General features: G+C 40.8%; 17 protein-coding genes. 10 read left to right on the forward strand and 7 right to left on the reverse strand.

Annotated features, from left to right (window positions below; translation table 11 throughout):
* Window positions 1–42: 42 nt before the first annotated feature.
* On the reverse strand, window positions 43–471 hold the full coding sequence (locus PAND9192_RS01890) for a nucleotide triphosphate diphosphatase NUDT15 (protein WP_087852314.1): 429 nt from the start codon (window positions 469–471) through the stop codon (window positions 43–45).
* A gap of 173 nt (window positions 472–644) precedes the next feature.
* Between PAND9192_RS01890 and aroA the strand changes: the two genes are divergently transcribed.
* From aroA to pyrF, 7 genes are all read left to right on the forward strand, one after another.
* The gene (gene aroA, locus PAND9192_RS01895; protein WP_087852315.1) at window positions 645–1,925 is read left to right on the forward strand and encodes a 3-phosphoshikimate 1-carboxyvinyltransferase; all 1,281 of its coding nucleotides are present in this window, start codon (window positions 645–647) and stop codon (window positions 1,923–1,925) included.
* Window positions 1,926–2,138: 213 nt separating this feature from the next.
* Entirely contained in the window at window positions 2,139–2,816 is a 678-nt protein-coding gene (cmk, locus tag PAND9192_RS01900) for a (d)CMP kinase (protein ID WP_060996599.1), read from the forward strand.
* A 123-nt stretch (window positions 2,817–2,939) separates the two neighbouring features.
* Window positions 2,940–4,610 carry a 30S ribosomal protein S1 gene (gene rpsA / locus PAND9192_RS01905; RefSeq protein WP_060996598.1) on the forward strand — a complete coding sequence of 557 codons (1,671 nt, stop codon included), beginning with the start codon at window positions 2,940–2,942 and terminating at the stop codon, window positions 4,608–4,610.
* Between the two features lie 80 nt (window positions 4,611–4,690).
* Window positions 4,691–4,981 carry an integration host factor subunit beta gene (ihfB, locus tag PAND9192_RS01910; protein WP_036795301.1) on the forward strand — a complete coding sequence of 97 codons (291 nt, stop codon included), beginning with the start codon at window positions 4,691–4,693 and terminating at the stop codon, window positions 4,979–4,981.
* Window positions 4,982–5,109: 128 nt separating this feature from the next.
* Window positions 5,110–5,394: a LapA family protein gene (locus tag PAND9192_RS01915; protein WP_036795300.1), complete on the forward strand. Its 285-nt coding sequence runs from the start codon at window positions 5,110–5,112 to the stop codon at window positions 5,392–5,394.
* A 6-nt stretch (window positions 5,395–5,400) separates the two neighbouring features.
* Window positions 5,401–6,570 carry a lipopolysaccharide assembly protein LapB gene (lapB, locus tag PAND9192_RS01920; protein ID WP_087852316.1) on the forward strand — a complete coding sequence of 390 codons (1,170 nt, stop codon included), beginning with the start codon at window positions 5,401–5,403 and terminating at the stop codon, window positions 6,568–6,570.
* A gap of 148 nt (window positions 6,571–6,718) precedes the next feature.
* The gene (gene pyrF / locus PAND9192_RS01925) at window positions 6,719–7,429 is read left to right on the forward strand and encodes an orotidine-5'-phosphate decarboxylase (protein ID WP_087852317.1); all 711 of its coding nucleotides are present in this window, start codon (window positions 6,719–6,721) and stop codon (window positions 7,427–7,429) included.
* Window positions 7,430–7,505: 76 nt separating this feature from the next.
* On the opposite strand, the gene PAND9192_RS01930 is transcribed toward pyrF, so the two are convergent.
* The 6 genes from PAND9192_RS01930 to pspF form a co-directional block, all read right to left on the reverse strand.
* The gene (locus PAND9192_RS01930) at window positions 7,506–8,330 is read right to left on the reverse strand and encodes a peptide ABC transporter ATP-binding protein (RefSeq protein WP_060996594.1); all 825 of its coding nucleotides are present in this window, start codon (window positions 8,328–8,330) and stop codon (window positions 7,506–7,508) included.
* Window positions 8,327–9,325: a peptide ABC transporter ATP-binding protein gene (locus PAND9192_RS01935; RefSeq protein WP_065166252.1), complete on the reverse strand. Its 999-nt coding sequence runs from the start codon at window positions 9,323–9,325 to the stop codon at window positions 8,327–8,329. The genes PAND9192_RS01930 and PAND9192_RS01935 overlap by 4 nt, the downstream gene beginning before the upstream one ends.
* A gap of 1 nt (window position 9,326) precedes the next feature.
* Window positions 9,327–10,214: a putrescine export ABC transporter permease SapC gene (sapC, locus tag PAND9192_RS01940; RefSeq protein WP_087852318.1), complete on the reverse strand. Its 888-nt coding sequence runs from the start codon at window positions 10,212–10,214 to the stop codon at window positions 9,327–9,329.
* Complete coding sequence (locus PAND9192_RS01945) at window positions 10,201–11,163, reverse strand: ABC transporter permease (RefSeq protein WP_087852319.1); 963 nt, start codon at window positions 11,161–11,163, stop codon at window positions 10,201–10,203. The genes sapC and PAND9192_RS01945 overlap by 14 nt, the downstream gene beginning before the upstream one ends.
* A 3-nt stretch (window positions 11,164–11,166) precedes the next feature.
* On the reverse strand, window positions 11,167–12,786 hold the full coding sequence (gene sapA, locus PAND9192_RS01950; protein ID WP_087852320.1) for an ABC transporter substrate-binding protein SapA: 1,620 nt from the start codon (window positions 12,784–12,786) through the stop codon (window positions 11,167–11,169).
* Between the two features lie 136 nt (window positions 12,787–12,922).
* Complete coding sequence (gene pspF, locus PAND9192_RS01955; protein ID WP_087852321.1) at window positions 12,923–13,945, reverse strand: phage shock protein operon transcriptional activator; 1,023 nt, start codon at window positions 13,943–13,945, stop codon at window positions 12,923–12,925.
* Window positions 13,946–14,162: 217 nt separating this feature from the next.
* On the opposite strand from pspF, the gene pspA reads away from it, so the two are divergent.
* The 3 genes from pspA to pspC all read left to right on the forward strand — a co-directional run bounded on the left by pspA (window position 14,163) and on the right by pspC (window position 15,521).
* Entirely contained in the window at window positions 14,163–14,831 is a 669-nt protein-coding gene (pspA, locus tag PAND9192_RS01960) for a phage shock protein PspA (RefSeq protein WP_060996588.1), read from the forward strand.
* Between the two features lie 76 nt (window positions 14,832–14,907).
* Entirely contained in the window at window positions 14,908–15,135 is a 228-nt protein-coding gene (gene pspB / locus PAND9192_RS01965; RefSeq protein ID WP_036795289.1) for an envelope stress response membrane protein PspB, read from the forward strand.
* A complete protein-coding gene (gene pspC / locus PAND9192_RS01970) occupies window positions 15,135–15,521 on the forward strand; it encodes an envelope stress response membrane protein PspC (RefSeq protein ID WP_087852322.1) in 387 nt (128 codons plus the stop codon). Before pspB ends, pspC begins: the two co-directional genes overlap by 1 nt.
* The last annotated feature ends 136 nt before the right edge of the window (window positions 15,522–15,657 follow it).

Genomic DNA, 15,657 nt, shown 5'->3' on the forward strand with positions numbered 1-15,657 from the left:
GGCGCTTTTTGCATTTTAAGGGAGCGGTTTTATTTATAGTGACTATTCATTAATACAAAATCGTTGTTCTAAATAACATTGAATCGATTGCTCACTAGCATCAAATTGTGGTGAAGGCACTTGAGTCGGATCAACCCATAACCATCCCTCACATTTATCAGGCTCTTTTAGGGTTAACTCACCACTGAAGTCGGTTGCTAGTAAAGCGACACTAATATAATGCTTACCGGATTCATGATAGGTAGCGAGATTATTGGTTACCGCGATCACTTGCGGCTCGTAAATAATCAGCCCTGTTTCTTCCTCTACTTCACGAGTGGCGCATTGGCTAAATGTTTCACCTAATTCCATATGGCCGCCAGGAATCGAGTAATACGGGGCATGACTATTTTTACGTTTGCCGATTAATATTTGTCCTTGCTGGTTAACAATAATAATTCCAATTCCAACCATCGGTGTTACGGCACTCATTTTTACTCCAATATTCACCGTTGTTATATTTTACTACCTTACCGTAATTATAGTGTCGATGGTGGAACAATATTAAACCTAGTTATCAAATACTAAAAAAACTGACGCTAGATAACTGCGACATTATTGGGTACTCTGCTAGATAAGAAAAATTAGGATTGGAAGAATAATCAATGGAAAGTTTAACCCTAGCGCCGATTGCCAAAGTTAACGGTGAAGTGAACCTGCCAGGTTCTAAGAGTGTGTCAAATCGTGCTTTATTATTAGCGGCATTAGCGAAAGGAACGACACGCCTAACGAACTTATTAGATAGCGATGATATTCGTCATATGCTTAATGGATTAAAGCAACTTGGGGTTAATTATCGTTTATCAGCTGATAAAACAGAATGTGAAGTCGACGGTCTAGGTCAGGACTTTTGCGCAACTAAGCCGCTTGAATTGTATTTAGGTAATGCAGGCACAGCTATGCGTCCATTAGCCGCTGCATTATGCTTAGGATCTGGTGAATATATACTAACTGGTGAGCCACGCATGAAAGAGCGTCCAATCGGCCACCTTGTTGATGCGCTGCGTAGTGCAGGTGCAGAGATTAACTATCTTGAAAATGAAAATTACCCACCCTTGAAAATTATAGGTACTGGTTTACAAGGTGGTGAGGTTGAAATAGATGGCTCTATATCAAGTCAGTTTTTAACTGCTTTCTTAATGGCAGCACCGTTAGCGCAAGCTGATACTGTAATTAGCATAAAAGGCGATTTGGTATCAAAGCCTTACATTGATATTACTCTACATATTATGGCCCAGTTTGGGGTTGAAGTTGATAATCATAATTACCAACAGTTCGTTGTTAGAGGTAATCAAAGCTATGTTTCTCCTGGTGACTTATTAGTTGAAGGCGATGCTTCTTCTGCGTCGTACTTCTTAGCTGCTGCTGCGATTAAAGGTGGTGCAGTTAAAGTCACCGGTATTGGTAAAAATAGTATCCAAGGTGATATTCAATTTGCAGATGCGTTGGCTGCAATGGGGGCTGATATCGAGTGGGGTGATGATTATGTTATCGCACGTTGTGGTGAATTAACCGCGGTTGATATGGACTTTAATCACATTCCTGATGCAGCAATGACAATTGCAACGACAGCATTATTCGCCAAAGGTACAACGTCAATTCGCAACGTTTACAACTGGCGGGTTAAAGAAACTGATCGCTTAGCTGCTATGGCGACTGAATTACGTAAAGTCGGCGCAATGGTTGAAGAGGGCAGTGATTATATTACTATTACACCGCCAACCACATTGAACCACGCACAAATTGATACTTACGACGATCACCGAATGGCAATGTGCTTTTCGCTGGTGGCATTAAGCGATACTCCAGTGACAATTAATGATCCGAAATGTACCTCAAAAACTTTTCCTGATTATTTCACTAAATTTCAGGGTTTAAGTGTTTAATTTTTATTGTTCGATTGTTGATATTTAAGTTTACACTAATGCGAGCCTGATGTGATTGCATCAGGCTTTTTAATTGGTGTAAAAAGGTAGTATAGAAAAGGCAATAACTATATAAATTTAAGATTTTTTTCCGTATAATGTGCCACCGTTTGATGGCTAACCTTAATTTGGGTTAAGTTACTGCTATTACGGATACATATTCGGAGAAAACTTATGTCTACTCATGCTCCAGTCATTACTGTTGATGGGCCAAGTGGCGCTGGCAAAGGCACACTATGTATGCTATTGGCAGAAAAACTTGGCTGGAATCTGCTCGATTCTGGTGCGATTTACCGTGTTCTTGCACTTGCAGCACTTCATCATGGTGTAGATACTGAATCAGAAGATGCTTTAGTGCCACTGGCTGCACACCTTGATGTTCAGTTTGTTGCTGAAGGTGAGTTGGTTCGAGTTATTCTTGAAGGTGAAGATGTTTCAGATACGCTTCGCACCGAGAAAGTAGGCAACGCGGCTTCAAAAGTTGCTGCATTACCGCGAGTACGTGAAGCTTTACTTCGTCGTCAGCGTGCATTTAGTGAGCAACCAGGCTTGGTTGCTGATGGCCGTGATATGGGTACGGTGGTATTCACATCAGCAGAAGTGAAAGTTTTCTTAGACGCCAGTGCTGAAGAACGTGCAACTCGTCGTATGAATCAGTTGCAAAAAAAGGGCTTAGATGTTAGCTTTAGCAGCCTTTTAAGTGAAATCCAGGAGCGAGACTACCGCGATCGCAATCGTGCTGTAGCGCCTTTACGTCCTGCAGATGACGCTTTAGTACTTGATTCAACTGAAATGTCGATTGAAGAAGTACTAGAAAAAGTCTTGGCATATGTTGATGCTAAGCTAAAATAAAGAATCCATATTTAGCTGCGTAAGTGGCTAAATAACGTCGGTGTCATGGATGATAACTGACTTTATTATCAACCCCATGCGGTAGGATACCCATGGTTGTTTATCATATTGAAGATTAATTAAATGACTGAATCTTTTGCTCAACTCTTTGAAGAGTCGCTAAACCAAGTTGAAACTCGCCCAGGTGCAATCGTTAAAGGTACTGTAATCGCTATCGAAAACGGTTACGTACTAGTTGACGCTGGTCTAAAATCTGAGTCATCTATTCCTGCTGAAGAATTCAAGAACGCTGCTGGCGAACTAGAAATCGAAGTTGGTGCTCAGGTTGACGTTGCTCTTGACGCGATCGAAGATGGTTTTGGTGAAACTAAACTTTCTCGTGAGAAAGCTAAGCGTCACGAAGCTTGGATCCAGCTTGAAAAAGCTTATGAAGATGCTGAAACAGTTGTTGGTATCATCAACGGTAAAGTTAAGGGCGGCTTCACAGTTGAACTTAACGGCATCCGTGCGTTCCTACCAGGTTCACTAGTAGACGTACGTCCAGTTCGTGACACTGCTCACCTAGAAAACAAAGAACTTGAGTTCAAAGTAATCAAGCTTGACCAGAAGCGTAACAACGTTGTTGTTTCACGTCGCGCAGTTATCGAATCTGAGAACAGCGTAGAGCGTGATGAGCTACTTGCTTCTCTACAAGAAGGCATGGAAGTTAAAGGTATCGTTAAGAACCTTACTGACTACGGCGCATTCGTTGATCTTGGCGGTGTTGACGGCCTTCTACACATCACTGATATGGCTTGGAAGCGTGTTAAGCACCCTTCTGAAATCGTTAATGTTGGCGATGAAATCAACGTTAAAGTTCTTAAGTTCGACCGTGAGCGTACTCGCGTATCACTAGGTCTTAAGCAACTTGGCGAAGATCCATGGGTTGCAATCGCTAAGCGTTACCCAGAAAGCACTAAGCTTACTGGCCGCGTAACTAACCTAACTGACTACGGCTGCTTCGTTGAAATCGAAGAAGGCGTTGAAGGTCTAGTACACGTTTCTGAAATGGATTGGACTAACAAAAACATCCACCCATCTAAAGTTGTTAACGTGGGCGACGAAGTTGAAGTTATGGTTCTTGATATCGACGAAGAGCGTCGTCGTATCTCTCTAGGTCTTAAGCAGTGTAAAGCGAACCCATGGCAGTCATTTGCAGAAATGCAAGCTAAGGGCGACAAAGTAACTGGTAAGATCAAGTCAATCACTGATTTCGGTATCTTCATCGGTCTTGAAGGCGGCATCGACGGTCTAGTTCACCTATCTGACATTTCTTGGAATGTTTCTGGTGAAGACGCAGTTCGTGACTTCAAGAAAGGCGACGAAATTTCTGCAGTAGTTCTTGCAGTTGACGCAGAGCGTGAGCGTATCTCTCTAGGCGTTAAGCAAATCGAAGAAGACCCATTCAACAGCTTCGTAGCTGACACTAAGAAAGGTGCTCTAGTAACTGGTAAAGTTATTGCTGTTGACGCTAAAGGCGCAACTGTTGAGCTAGCTGAAGGTGTTGAAGGTTACCTACGCGCTTCTGAAGCATCTGTAGACCGTGTTGAAGACGCAACTCTAATTCTTTCTGTTGGCGACTCTATTGAATCTAAGTTCACTGGCGTTGACCGTAAGAACCGCGTAATCAACCTTTCTGTACGTGCTAAAGACGTTGCTGAAGAGCAAGAAGCAATGGCTACACTAAACAAAGCAGACGATGCTGCGTTTGGTAACGCTATGGCTGACGCTTTCAAAGCTGCTAAAGGCGAATAATTGAGCGTTGAGGGAAATCGCTTTAGCTTTTTCCCTCTAAACGGCTATACTATTGAGAAACTTACTAAAACGGAGTGTTTATGACAAAGTCTGAATTAATTGAAAGACTATGCAGTCAACAAACACATCTTTCTGCCAAACAGGTAGAAGATGCAATCAAGGATATTCTTGAACATATGGCGAACACACTTGCAGAAGGTGATCGCATTGAGATCCGTGGCTTTGGTAGCTTCTCTTTGCATTACCGTGCTCCTCGTGTTGGCCGTAATCCTAAGACAGGCGATAAAGTAGAGTTGGACGGCAAGTACGTTCCTCACTTCAAGCCAGGAAAAGAATTACGTGACCGTGTTAATGCATCGATAGCTGCTTAACCGCGAATAGAACAAAAAAACGGCATACTCTCGGTATGCCGTTTTTTTATGTCTATAGATCATGGTTTGATCAGTAAAATTACTGCATAATCAGTAATTATAATTTAGATTTAGTGAGAGGATTCACGATGAAGATTTTAGGAATTATTGTTCTAGTAGCTGCCTTTTTAATCACTCTGGCTCTTGGTGCTCAAAATCAAATAATGGTTAGCTTTGATTATTTAATCGCTCAGGGTGAATTCCAACTTTCTACGCTATTAGGCACAGCATTTGGTGCTGGTTTTGTTATTGGTTGGGTGATTTGTGGTACTTTATACCTTAAAGCGCGTTTTGCTAAAAATCGCTTAATGAAGAAAGTAACTAAGCAACAACAAGAGCTTGATCAGCTCCGTGCTAAGCCTATTAAGGAATAAGAATTAATGCTTGAATTGTTGTTCCTACTTTTACCTATTGCAGCTGCCTATGGGTGGTACATGGGTAACAGGAGCGCAAGTAACCAAAAGCAAGAAAAGTCTGACCACTTATCTCGCCAATATGTAACAGGTCTTAATATGCTGTTATCAGATGAGTCTGATAAAGCTGTAGACCTGTTCATTGAGTTGCTTCAGGTTGACAGTGAAACTATTGATACTCATCTGGCTCTCGGTAATTTATTCCGCAGCAGAGGAGAGGTCGATCGTGCCATTCGTATTCACCAAAATTTGATAGCAAGGCCTAACTTATCTATTGAACAGCGTAATTTATCACTACAGCAATTAGCAAAAGATTATATGGCTGCCGGTTTTTTTGATCGTGCAGAGCGTATTTTTGAGCAGTTGTTAGATGAGCCTGATTATCGAAAATCAGCATTACAACAGTTGTTAGCGATTTACCAGCAAACACGCGAATGGGAAAAAGCCATTGAAATGGCAACCCAATTGGTGAAATTAGGTAAAACAAAACTCAAGCATGATATCGCCCATTATTGGTGTGAACTTTCTATGTTGGAGCTGAGCGCACAAAATCAAGATAAAGCGATTCAGTTATTAAAAAAAGCGCTATCAGTTGATAAGCATTGTGTTCGCGCTTCGATTGCAATGGCAAAAATTCAAGTAAAACAACAAGAATATAAACAAGCTGCTAAAATTTTAGAACGGATCTCAGATCAAGATATTGAGTTTGTTGGTGAAGCTTTGCCATTGCTGTTTGAGTGTTATGAAGCGATGCATAATCAAAATGCATGGCTAAAATTTTTGCAACACTGTGTCGATCAAAAAGCAGGGGCAAGTGCAGAGCTAATGCTTGCTGATGAAATTGCTAAAAATGAGGGGGCAGTGACAGCGCAATCATTTATGACCCGTCAGCTGCAAAAGAACCCTACGATGAAAGGCTTTTATCAGTTGATGGAATATCACCTCGATGAAGCAGAAGAAGGTCGTGCTAAAGAAAGTTTAACCAGCTTACGCCACTTAGTCGGTGAACAACTGAAAGTAAAACCACGCTATCGTTGTCGTCAATGCGGTTTTGCTACACATGCTTTATATTGGCAGTGTCCATCGTGTAAGAGCTGGGGACAAATAAAACCGATTCGAGGACTTGATGGTGAATAAGTACCATCAAATACTTTTCAAAAGCCAGTGCAGTAATGTACTGGTTTTTTTGTAGTTGTAGCTACCAAATTGAATCAATTAATGTAGAATCCTGCCGGCGGTTGGGATAACCGCACTGTGGATGTATTTAGACATAATAGGAGCCTCAATGCTAGACGCTAAAGTAACAGACCCTAAAGTAATCGTTGCCCTTGACTATGATAATCATAATGAGGCACTCGCTTTTGTCGATCGTATTGAGCCGGGAAGTTGCCGATTAAAAGTCGGTAAAGAGATGTTCACCTTTTTTGGCCCTGATTTTGTACGTCAGTTGCATGATCGTGGTCATTCTGTATTTTTGGATTTAAAATTTCATGATATTCCAAACACGTGTTCAAAAGCGGTAAAGGCTGCTGCAGAACTAGGTGTATGGATGGTTAATGTGCATGCCAGTGGTGGTGAGCGAATGATGACCGCATCGCGTGAAATCTTAGAACCGTATGGTAAAGATCGCCCACTATTAATTGGTGTAACAGTATTAACCAGTATGGATGCTAATGATTTAGCCGGTATTGGTATTTCATGCCAGCCTCAGCAACAAGTACTGAATTTAGCAACATTAACTAAAAACAGTGGTCTTGATGGTGTGGTGTGTTCGGCACAAGAAGCGAGTTTGCTAAAAGCGCAACTTGGTCAACAATTTAAGTTGGTAACACCAGGTATTCGTCCTGTTGGCAGTGAAGCAGGTGATCAGCGCCGTGTAATGACGCCTGTTGAAGCGGTGGCTGCAGGATCTGATTATTTAGTTATTGGCCGTCCAATTACTCAAGCAAGTGATCCTGCTGCTGTATTGGCTGCAATTAATAAAACACTGGCTTAATTTTTTAACGATTAAGCAAACGATAACGCCAGCATTGTTACACGAAGAAGTAATAATGCTGGCGTTTATTTTATTATTAATAGCTAATTTTCGGCGTGCTATTGAGTATACGGCCACTTTTTTCTCGTGTGGGTGAGCTAAAGTGACTATCAAGTAGCTTTTGAGTTAATGAGTGTTTAGGATTTTCAAACACATTTGCCGTTCGGCCTTTTTCTACCACTTCACCATCTTGCATCACCATTACTTTGTCACTGAAATGCTTTATTACTCCCATGTGTTGTGACACATAGATATAAGATAATCCCATTTCTTCTTGCAGCTCTAATAATAGGTTTATCATTTGAGAGCGCATCGACATATCAAGCCCGTTTAACGCTTCATCTGCAACGATAATGCATGGCTGAAGAATCAGTGCGCGAGCTAGAGATACACGTTGTTTTTGGCCTGTTGCTAGCATTTGTGGGTAAAAATAAGCATGTTCAGGTAATAAACCTACCCGCTTAAGTGTATCCATGATGCGTTTTTCGCGTGCTTGCGGTGTCATGTTGGTGTTACGCTTTAACGGACCTTCTAAAATACGACCAATTTGAATCCGTGGATTTAACGCGGTATTAGGATCTTGAAAAATCATTCGTATTAGTTTACAGCGCGTTTGATAATCATGGTGATGTAATTGCTCACCATTGACGCGCACAATGCCTTCTGTCGGTGTGATCACGCCAGCTAACATTTTTGCTAAAGTAGATTTACCAGAACCGTTTTCTCCTAGAAGCGCAATTGTTTCACCAGCTTCAAGATGAAAAGAGACGGGTTTTACAGCTTCAATCGTACGACGACGAAATAATCCTGAGCGATAATGGTAATCTTTTTTTAGGTTTTCAACTTCAAGTAATGAACTCATTTGTTGTCATCCTTCATATTTAGCGGAAAGTGACAGCTAAACTTATGACTTTTTATTTTTTGGCGCTGAGGTACTTCAACACATTTTCGCTGTGCGTAAGGACAGCGTGGCCCTAAACGACAACCAATAGGTAGATGTTGTAGTGGTGGAATTGAACCCGGTAATGTTTCTAGCTTACATTTATGGCTGACATCCATTGAAAAATCAGGCATTGCTCGCATTAATGCAGCCGTATAAGGGTGATGAGGTAGCTCAAGCAGTTGCTTTGAGGTGCCTGATTCTACTGATTGCCCACAATACATTACAGTGATTCTATCTGCCCATTGAGTCACGGTGTTTAAATCGTGGCTAACCAATAAGATCGTGGTGTTACCCAGTTGGTTCATGCGACTTAGTAGTCGAAAAATCTGTGCCTGAGTAATAGGATCAAGATCATTGGTTGGTTCATCTGCAATCAATAATCGAGGCCGGTTAGCGATAGCCATCGCAATCATTACTTTTTGACATTCACCATCGGTTAATTCGTAAGGATAACTGCGCATAACGCGTTTATGCTCTTTAATACCGACTTTATGGAGTAAGGCAATCGCTTGTTTTTGACGCCAATGAAAACGCTGCCAAAGATGACCATTAAATGATGATGATGGAATTGCTTCTTCTAATTGTTCACCAATACGCTCAGAGGGATCAAGACAAGTTGATGCCTCTTGGAAAATCATCGCAATTTCACGACTAACAATTTTACGACGTTGACGTGGTGATAATGCTAATAAATCGACATCCCCTAAACGCATTCGGTCAGCGTTAACACGCCAGTTATCTTTACACACACCAGCAATAGCTTTAGCAACCAAACTCTTACCTGAGCCTGATTCACCTACTAGCCCTCGAATCTCACTTTCATTAATGGTGAGACTCATGCGATCGACGGCTTTTACCATGCCCTGAGGGGTATCGATTTCAATAGTGAGATTACGTATATCAAGTAATGGCATGTTAATCAATTCCCGCATTAAGAGCTTGGCGCATACCATCACCAACAAGGTTGATAACTAACACACTAAACATAATCGCAAGACCGGGCAGGGTGACTGTCCATGGTGCAAGATAAATAAGATCAATTGAATCACCGAGCATTGCCCCCCATTCTGGTAAGGGTGCTTGTGCGCCTAATCCCAGAAAACCGAGTGCTGCAATATCCATAATCGCTACAGAGATTGCGCGCGTCATTTCAGTGGTAATGGTGGTTAGAATATTAGGCAATATCGAGTTATAGAGCAGATAAAAGTTATTAGCGCCATCAAGACGCGCTGCAATAATATAGTCTTTAGCAACTTCTTCATGAACAGCTGTGTATATAGCACGAATAAAACGTGGAATTAATGCTAGCCAAATAGCGAGTAAAATATGTGTTTCTCCAGGTCCCATATATGCAACAACAATGATTGCTAACAATAATGACGGAATAGATAATACCGTATCTAAAATATGGTTAAGGAAGCTCGATTTTAGACCGCTACTCATGCCAGCTAAAATACCAATTAATAGTCCAATTGCACTTGATGCAAGGGCAATTAATAGAGCGTAACCAAAGGTTAACTGACTACCAATTAACAGTCGCGATAAAATATCACGTCCAAGATCGTCAGTGCCAAAAAAGAATGATACATGGCCAGAATTATCCCATGATGGCGGCATGAGAAGCTCGCCAACTTGTTCTATCGCTGAATAAGGAGCTAACCAACGCGCATTTATAGTAATTAACAATAGCGCTAATAAACTCCATAAACCAAACATGGCTAATGAATTTGCGCGGAAATTTTGCCATGACCGTTCCCATTGGGTCGGAATAGTGGCTTCTTGGTAAACGCTATTTGATGGCATACCATTCCTTCCTTACCAGTGGATTAACAATTGCACCAACAACATCAGACAAAATATTAGCTAATAAAATAAAGCCGCCGACAGTAATGACACCCGCTTGAATAGCGACATAGTTTTGAGCTGCAATCGCATTGAGTAGCCAGCGACCAATGCCCGGCCAGTTGAAAATAGATTCGGTCAGCATAGCAAATGTCATCATTGACGCAAACTGCATTCCAAGCTTAGGAATGATGGGGGGGATCGCATTTTTCATACCGTGACGGCGAACAATTTCAAAGGTTGAAAGGCCTTTTGTCTGTGCGACTTTAATATAGTTTTTGGTCATTACCTCAGCAATTGATGCGCGTGTTAAACGAATAACTTCAGTGGTCGGTGCCATCGCTAATACAATTGTCGGTAGCACCAGATGTTTAACGGCATCAAAGAAAGCTTCCATACGATAAGGCTTATCAGACAATAAAATATCAATCAATGCAAAACCAGTTACGTGATTAAATTGATACAATAAGCTATAGCGTCCAGAAACGGGTAGCCAACCTAAGTTAAGCGAAAACAATAAAATAAGTAACATTGCTAGCCAAAACAAAGGAATAGAGTAGCCAAGCAATGTTATCGAACTTATAACTGTATCAATAGGGTGCCCACGACGAACACCAGCAATTGTCCCTAAAGGAATGCCAATGACTAAAGACAGAATAAAAGCGAAAAAGCACAGTTCCAATGTCGCTGGAAAAACTTTAAGTATTTCTGTACTCATCGGTATTCCGGTTGCACTAATACCTAAGTTTCCAGTGAGTAAGTTTTGGAGGTAAATGAGCCAACCTTGCCAAAAGGGTTCGTAAGCCCACTGTAATTGGGTATCAAGCCTTAAAATGCTAAAACTCACAATCGTTAGAATGAGTAATGTAATAACAAACAAATTTAAGCGGCGTATAGTGTAGATAAACATACTTTACTCAGTCCGATAGACACTAGAAAATGAACGCGAGCCAAAAGGGCTCATTTGTAGTCCACCGAGTGTTTTATTGTGTGCTTGAAAATATACACCATGAGCAAGAGGAATGATTGGCACCTGCTGATCAAGAATATCTTGCGCATGTTGGTAGTAATTAACCCGTTGCTGAGTTTTATTGGTACGTAATGCTAGTTCAAGTAGATTATCAAATTGAACGTCACACCAGTTAGCAACATTGAGCCCAGCATGTTTAGCATTACATGATAATAATGGTCGCAAAAAGTTATCAGGATCACCGTTATCCGCAATCCAACCCGCTAACATCATGTCATATTTATTCATGTTGTTTACCCCTAGGCGACCAATGTTATCTTGATGATAAATAACAACATTAACCCCTATTGCCTTGAGATTAGCTTGAATCAGTTCGGCTGTTTTTTGAGGGCTAGGATTATAAGGTCGAGATTCTAACGGTACCCACATAGTTAATACTTGAGCGGGGTTATAACCTGCCTGCTTGAGTAATGCTTTGGCTTTTTTAGGATTATAATTAATGGCCTTACTGTCATTATTATAAGCCCATGATGTCGGTGGTAATAAGCTTTTAGCTTTAGTTGCCGTACCGTAATAAACTGAATTTAATAATGTATTTCTATTAATGGCATAACTAATAGCTTGGCGTACTTTAAGATTATTTAAAGGCGCTAAGCTGGTATTTAACGCTAAAAAAGACACATTCATGCCACTTTGAGCTAATAATTCATAGTTATTATTGTCAGTGATAACCGGTAACTGACTCGCAACAGGCGAGGCTAACACATCACATTCAGCACTTAATAATTTGGTCAGATTGCCCATACCACGGGAAGAGATATCAAACACCACTTGTTCCATCGGCGCAGCACCTTGCCAATAGCCACGATGGTGTTTTAACCGAATCAGATCATTTGGAATAAACTGATCGACATAAAACGGCCCAGTACCAATAGGGCGGTTATCTAATTGACCAATTTGACCTGATTTTAATAGTTGTTTGCCATATTCAGCTGAATATACCACCGCATAGCTGGTCGCTAAATTGGATAAGAAAGAGTTATCTGGGCGGCGTAGGCTAAATTGTACGGTATGTGGGTTCAGTGCTTTAATACTTTCGATATCATTGGCAAAGCCGAGGCTTTCAAACCACGGATAACGGCCACCTGAAATATGGTGAAAAGGATTATCAGGGTTAATGACGCGCTCAAAGCTAAACACAACATCATCAGCATTCATGGTGCGTGTTGGCGTAAACCATGCTGTTGTTTGAAACTTTATACCTTGACGTAAGGTGAAGGTATACACTAAGCCATCATCACTGACTGTCCAGCTTTTGGCGAGATCAGGTAACGGTTTATGGCTAACAGGATCGAGTAATAGCAGACGGTCAAAAATTTGTGCCGAAAGGGTTTCTGCTGTTAGTCCACCGTCTGTTAATTGGGGGTTAAGTGTTGTCGGTGTATCTTGGCCGCAATAGACAAAACCGCGACGTTGAGTCACAGAATCTTTTGCAGGTTGTTTACAACCACTGAGGGTTAATAAAACCAAACTAGCAATAAAAAGACGATAGTAAGCGCTCATATTTAATAGGCGTTATTTGAAATTAAGTTTTTAAATTTAACATTTTCCATCTCGGTCACCAAGTTATCCAGCCTGTTTTGAATTAAATTAGCCAAAAAGCATCAATTATGTTGATTTTTGGTCTTATTTTGGTCGATTAATCACCATTAATATTGATGTTATATTTACGTATTAAGCCCCTTAGTTGATGATAGCTAAGCTGTAATAATTCAGCCGCTTTAGTTTGGTTAAACTTTGCTAGTGTGAGCGCTTGTTGAATCCAAATGATTTCTTGTTGTTGCAGTTGCTGGCGTAGATCAATCGGAAATGTCAGTGTATCAGCCTCCTGATTTTGAGATGACTTAATCGGAGTAGATTGAGAGGGGATCTGGGAAGGAACGTTATCCCATGAGGTCGTGAAGGGGTCTATCACTATGGTATCAATAACCTCATCTTGTTGAGCATGACGAAAGACTGAACGCTCAATTACATTTTTTAATTCACGAATATTACCGGGCCATGCGTAATCTAATAATTGTTGCTGAGCTTGGTAACTAAAACCGGCAAAGTAGCTAAAATTCATTTCACGGCACATGCGTACAGCATAGTGTTCAGCCAGTGGTAGAATATCATCAATCCGTGCTCTTAATGGGGGTAAGTGGATCACTTCAAAGGCTAGTCGGTCTAATAAGTCTGCTCTAAATTTCCCTTCCGCAGCGAGCTGTGGCAGGTTTTGATTGGTGGCACAGATTAATCGCACATTGGCTTGGCAGCTTTTATTACCGCCAACGCGTTCATATTCACCATATTCAATCACACGTAATAATTTTTCTTGCACTCCCATCGGTGCTGTTGCTAGCTCATCTAAAAAGAGTGTGCCATTTTCAGCACGTTCAAACCGTCCTTGATGGCGGCCTTTTGCGCCAGTAAATGCGCCAGCTTCATGGCCAAACAGTTCAGAATCAATAACACCGTCAGCTAGTGCGGCACAATTTAAGTTGATAAGTGGTTGATCCCATCGCGCAGATAAATAATGAATGCGTTGTGCAATCAGTTCTTTACCTGTACCGCGTTCACCTAAAATAAGTACTGGACGATTAAGCGTGGCAAGTTGTGAGGCATGATCAAGCACAGCTAAAAAAGCATCTGACTCACCGATTAAGTTTTCGGTCTTTTTCATTGGTAAATTCCACTAAAAGTTGGTTATATTCACTATATCATTATTTGTTAATATCCAATGTTATTTATTTAGTTGTTATAAAACAAACGGTTAAAAGTTGGCATGCAAGTTGATATATCTATAGAACAATGACACCTCACATGACAACATAACGTTAGTCTAATGATATAAACCGTTCATTGACATGATTCAAGACGGTTGACCAAGGAGCTTTATTATGGGTATTTTTTCTCGTTTTGCAGATATCGTAAATGCTAACGTCAATTCATTATTAGACAAGGCAGAAGATCCACAAAAACTGATCCGTCTGATTATTCAAGAAATGGAAGATACATTGGTTGAAGTGCGTACTTCATCGGCACGAGCACTCGCGGATAAAAAAGAATTACGTCGTCGTATTACTGCGATTGAAACTCAGTCGACAGATTGGCAACAAAAAGCCAGTTTAGCGATTCAAAAAGGCCGTGAAGATCTTGCACGTGCAGCATTGATTGAAAAACAAAAATTGGTTGATGTGGCGTTAACATTAAATGAAGAATATAAATTAGTCGATGAAACGATTGAGAAACTATCGTTAGAAGTGGCTGAACTTGAGCGTAAATTGCAAGAAACACGTGCTCGTCAACAAGCATTAGTAACACGTCATAAGGCGGCAGGAACACGTCGCGATGTTCGTCGTCAACTTGATACTAGTAAAGTGGATGAAGCGATGTCGAAGTTTGAACAATATGAGCGCCGCATTGATGAAATGGAAGCCGAAGCGGATAGCTATAGTTTTGGCCGTGGAAAAAGTTTAGAGTCAGAGTTTGCAGATTTGCAAGCACAAGATGATATTGAAAAAGAGCTTGAGCGTTTAAAAGCAAACATGAACGATAAACAACAGTAATCGTGGAATAATTGTCCTTTAAATTACATAAAAATAATAATAGTGCTATTACCCCTGCGTGAAAGGAGAACAACAAATGTCGATGGGTTTTATTAGTGTTCCATTAGTGGTGTTTATGGTTGTTGTCGCACCATTGTGGTTAATTCTTCATTACCGCAGTAAGCGTAAATCAGGTGAGGGATTGTCTGGTGAGGATCATAAAAAGTTAGAAACCTTAGTGGCACGCGCAGAGGTGATGCAAGAGCGGATTGTTACGCTGGAGCGAATTTTAGATGCTGAAGCGCCACAATGGAGGCAGAAATAATGCGTAAAACATTATATCGCGATCCTAAAAACGGTAAGTTAGGTGGTGTTTGCGCAGGTTTAGCCGAATATTTTGGTGTTGAAATCTGGTTAATGCGCATTTTAGCTGTGACTGCTTTTTTATTAGGCGTCGGTTTCTTTGCGACAGTGGCTTATATTGCTGCTTGGTTAATTTTAGATAAAATGCCACCACAGCGAAAAGAGCAACAGCATCAGTATACTGAACATAATGTAAAGCAAAAACCATGGCAGACAGGGCAATCAGCACAGCAGATTTTGGATAATGTTGAAACGGAACTTGCACGTAGTGAAGTCAGTATTCAAAAAATGGAAGCTTATGTCACCTCATCTGCCTTTAAAGTTGATCGTGAATTTAATAAACTTTAATGCACAAATCTACAGTGCTTGATGTTATTTATCTAGATTAAGTCTATAAATAATATCAATATGAAGCAGGTACTGATGTATTCAGACCTGCTTTTTTATGGTCAGTTATAAGACCGTATAGATGAATAGGGAAGCG

It is taken from the genome of Photobacterium andalusiense, from assembly GCF_900185625.1.
GTDB classification, from domain to species: domain Bacteria; phylum Pseudomonadota; class Gammaproteobacteria; order Enterobacterales; family Vibrionaceae; genus Photobacterium; species Photobacterium aquimaris.

Bases quoted from the DNA above. Each gene is read 5' to 3' on its own strand.
- PAND9192_RS01890 (WP_087852314.1), bottom strand. From the start codon at position 471: ATGAGTGCCGTAACACCGATGGTTGGAATTGGAATTATTATTGTTAAC.
- aroA (WP_087852315.1), top strand. From the start codon at position 645: ATGGAAAGTTTAACCCTAGCGCCGATTGCCAAAGTTAACGGTGAAGTG.
- cmk (WP_060996599.1), top strand. From the start codon at position 2,139: ATGTCTACTCATGCTCCAGTCATTACTGTTGATGGGCCAAGTGGCGCT.
- rpsA (WP_060996598.1), top strand. From the start codon at position 2,940: ATGACTGAATCTTTTGCTCAACTCTTTGAAGAGTCGCTAAACCAAGTT.
- ihfB (WP_036795301.1), top strand. From the start codon at position 4,691: ATGACAAAGTCTGAATTAATTGAAAGACTATGCAGTCAACAAACACAT.
- PAND9192_RS01915 (WP_036795300.1), top strand. From the start codon at position 5,110: ATGAAGATTTTAGGAATTATTGTTCTAGTAGCTGCCTTTTTAATCACT.
- lapB (WP_087852316.1), top strand. From the start codon at position 5,401: ATGCTTGAATTGTTGTTCCTACTTTTACCTATTGCAGCTGCCTATGGG.
- pyrF (WP_087852317.1), top strand. From the start codon at position 6,719: ATGCTAGACGCTAAAGTAACAGACCCTAAAGTAATCGTTGCCCTTGAC.
- PAND9192_RS01930 (WP_060996594.1), bottom strand. From the start codon at position 8,330: ATGAGTTCATTACTTGAAGTTGAAAACCTAAAAAAAGATTACCATTAT.
- PAND9192_RS01935 (WP_065166252.1), bottom strand. From the start codon at position 9,325: ATGCCATTACTTGATATACGTAATCTCACTATTGAAATCGATACCCCT.
- sapC (WP_087852318.1), bottom strand. From the start codon at position 10,214: ATGCCATCAAATAGCGTTTACCAAGAAGCCACTATTCCGACCCAATGG.
- PAND9192_RS01945 (WP_087852319.1), bottom strand. From the start codon at position 11,163: ATGTTTATCTACACTATACGCCGCTTAAATTTGTTTGTTATTACATTA.
- sapA (WP_087852320.1), bottom strand. From the start codon at position 12,786: ATGAGCGCTTACTATCGTCTTTTTATTGCTAGTTTGGTTTTATTAACC.
- pspF (WP_087852321.1), bottom strand. From the start codon at position 13,945: ATGAAAAAGACCGAAAACTTAATCGGTGAGTCAGATGCTTTTTTAGCT.
- pspA (WP_060996588.1), top strand. From the start codon at position 14,163: ATGGGTATTTTTTCTCGTTTTGCAGATATCGTAAATGCTAACGTCAAT.
- pspB (WP_036795289.1), top strand. From the start codon at position 14,908: ATGTCGATGGGTTTTATTAGTGTTCCATTAGTGGTGTTTATGGTTGTT.
- pspC (WP_087852322.1), top strand. From the start codon at position 15,135: ATGCGTAAAACATTATATCGCGATCCTAAAAACGGTAAGTTAGGTGGT.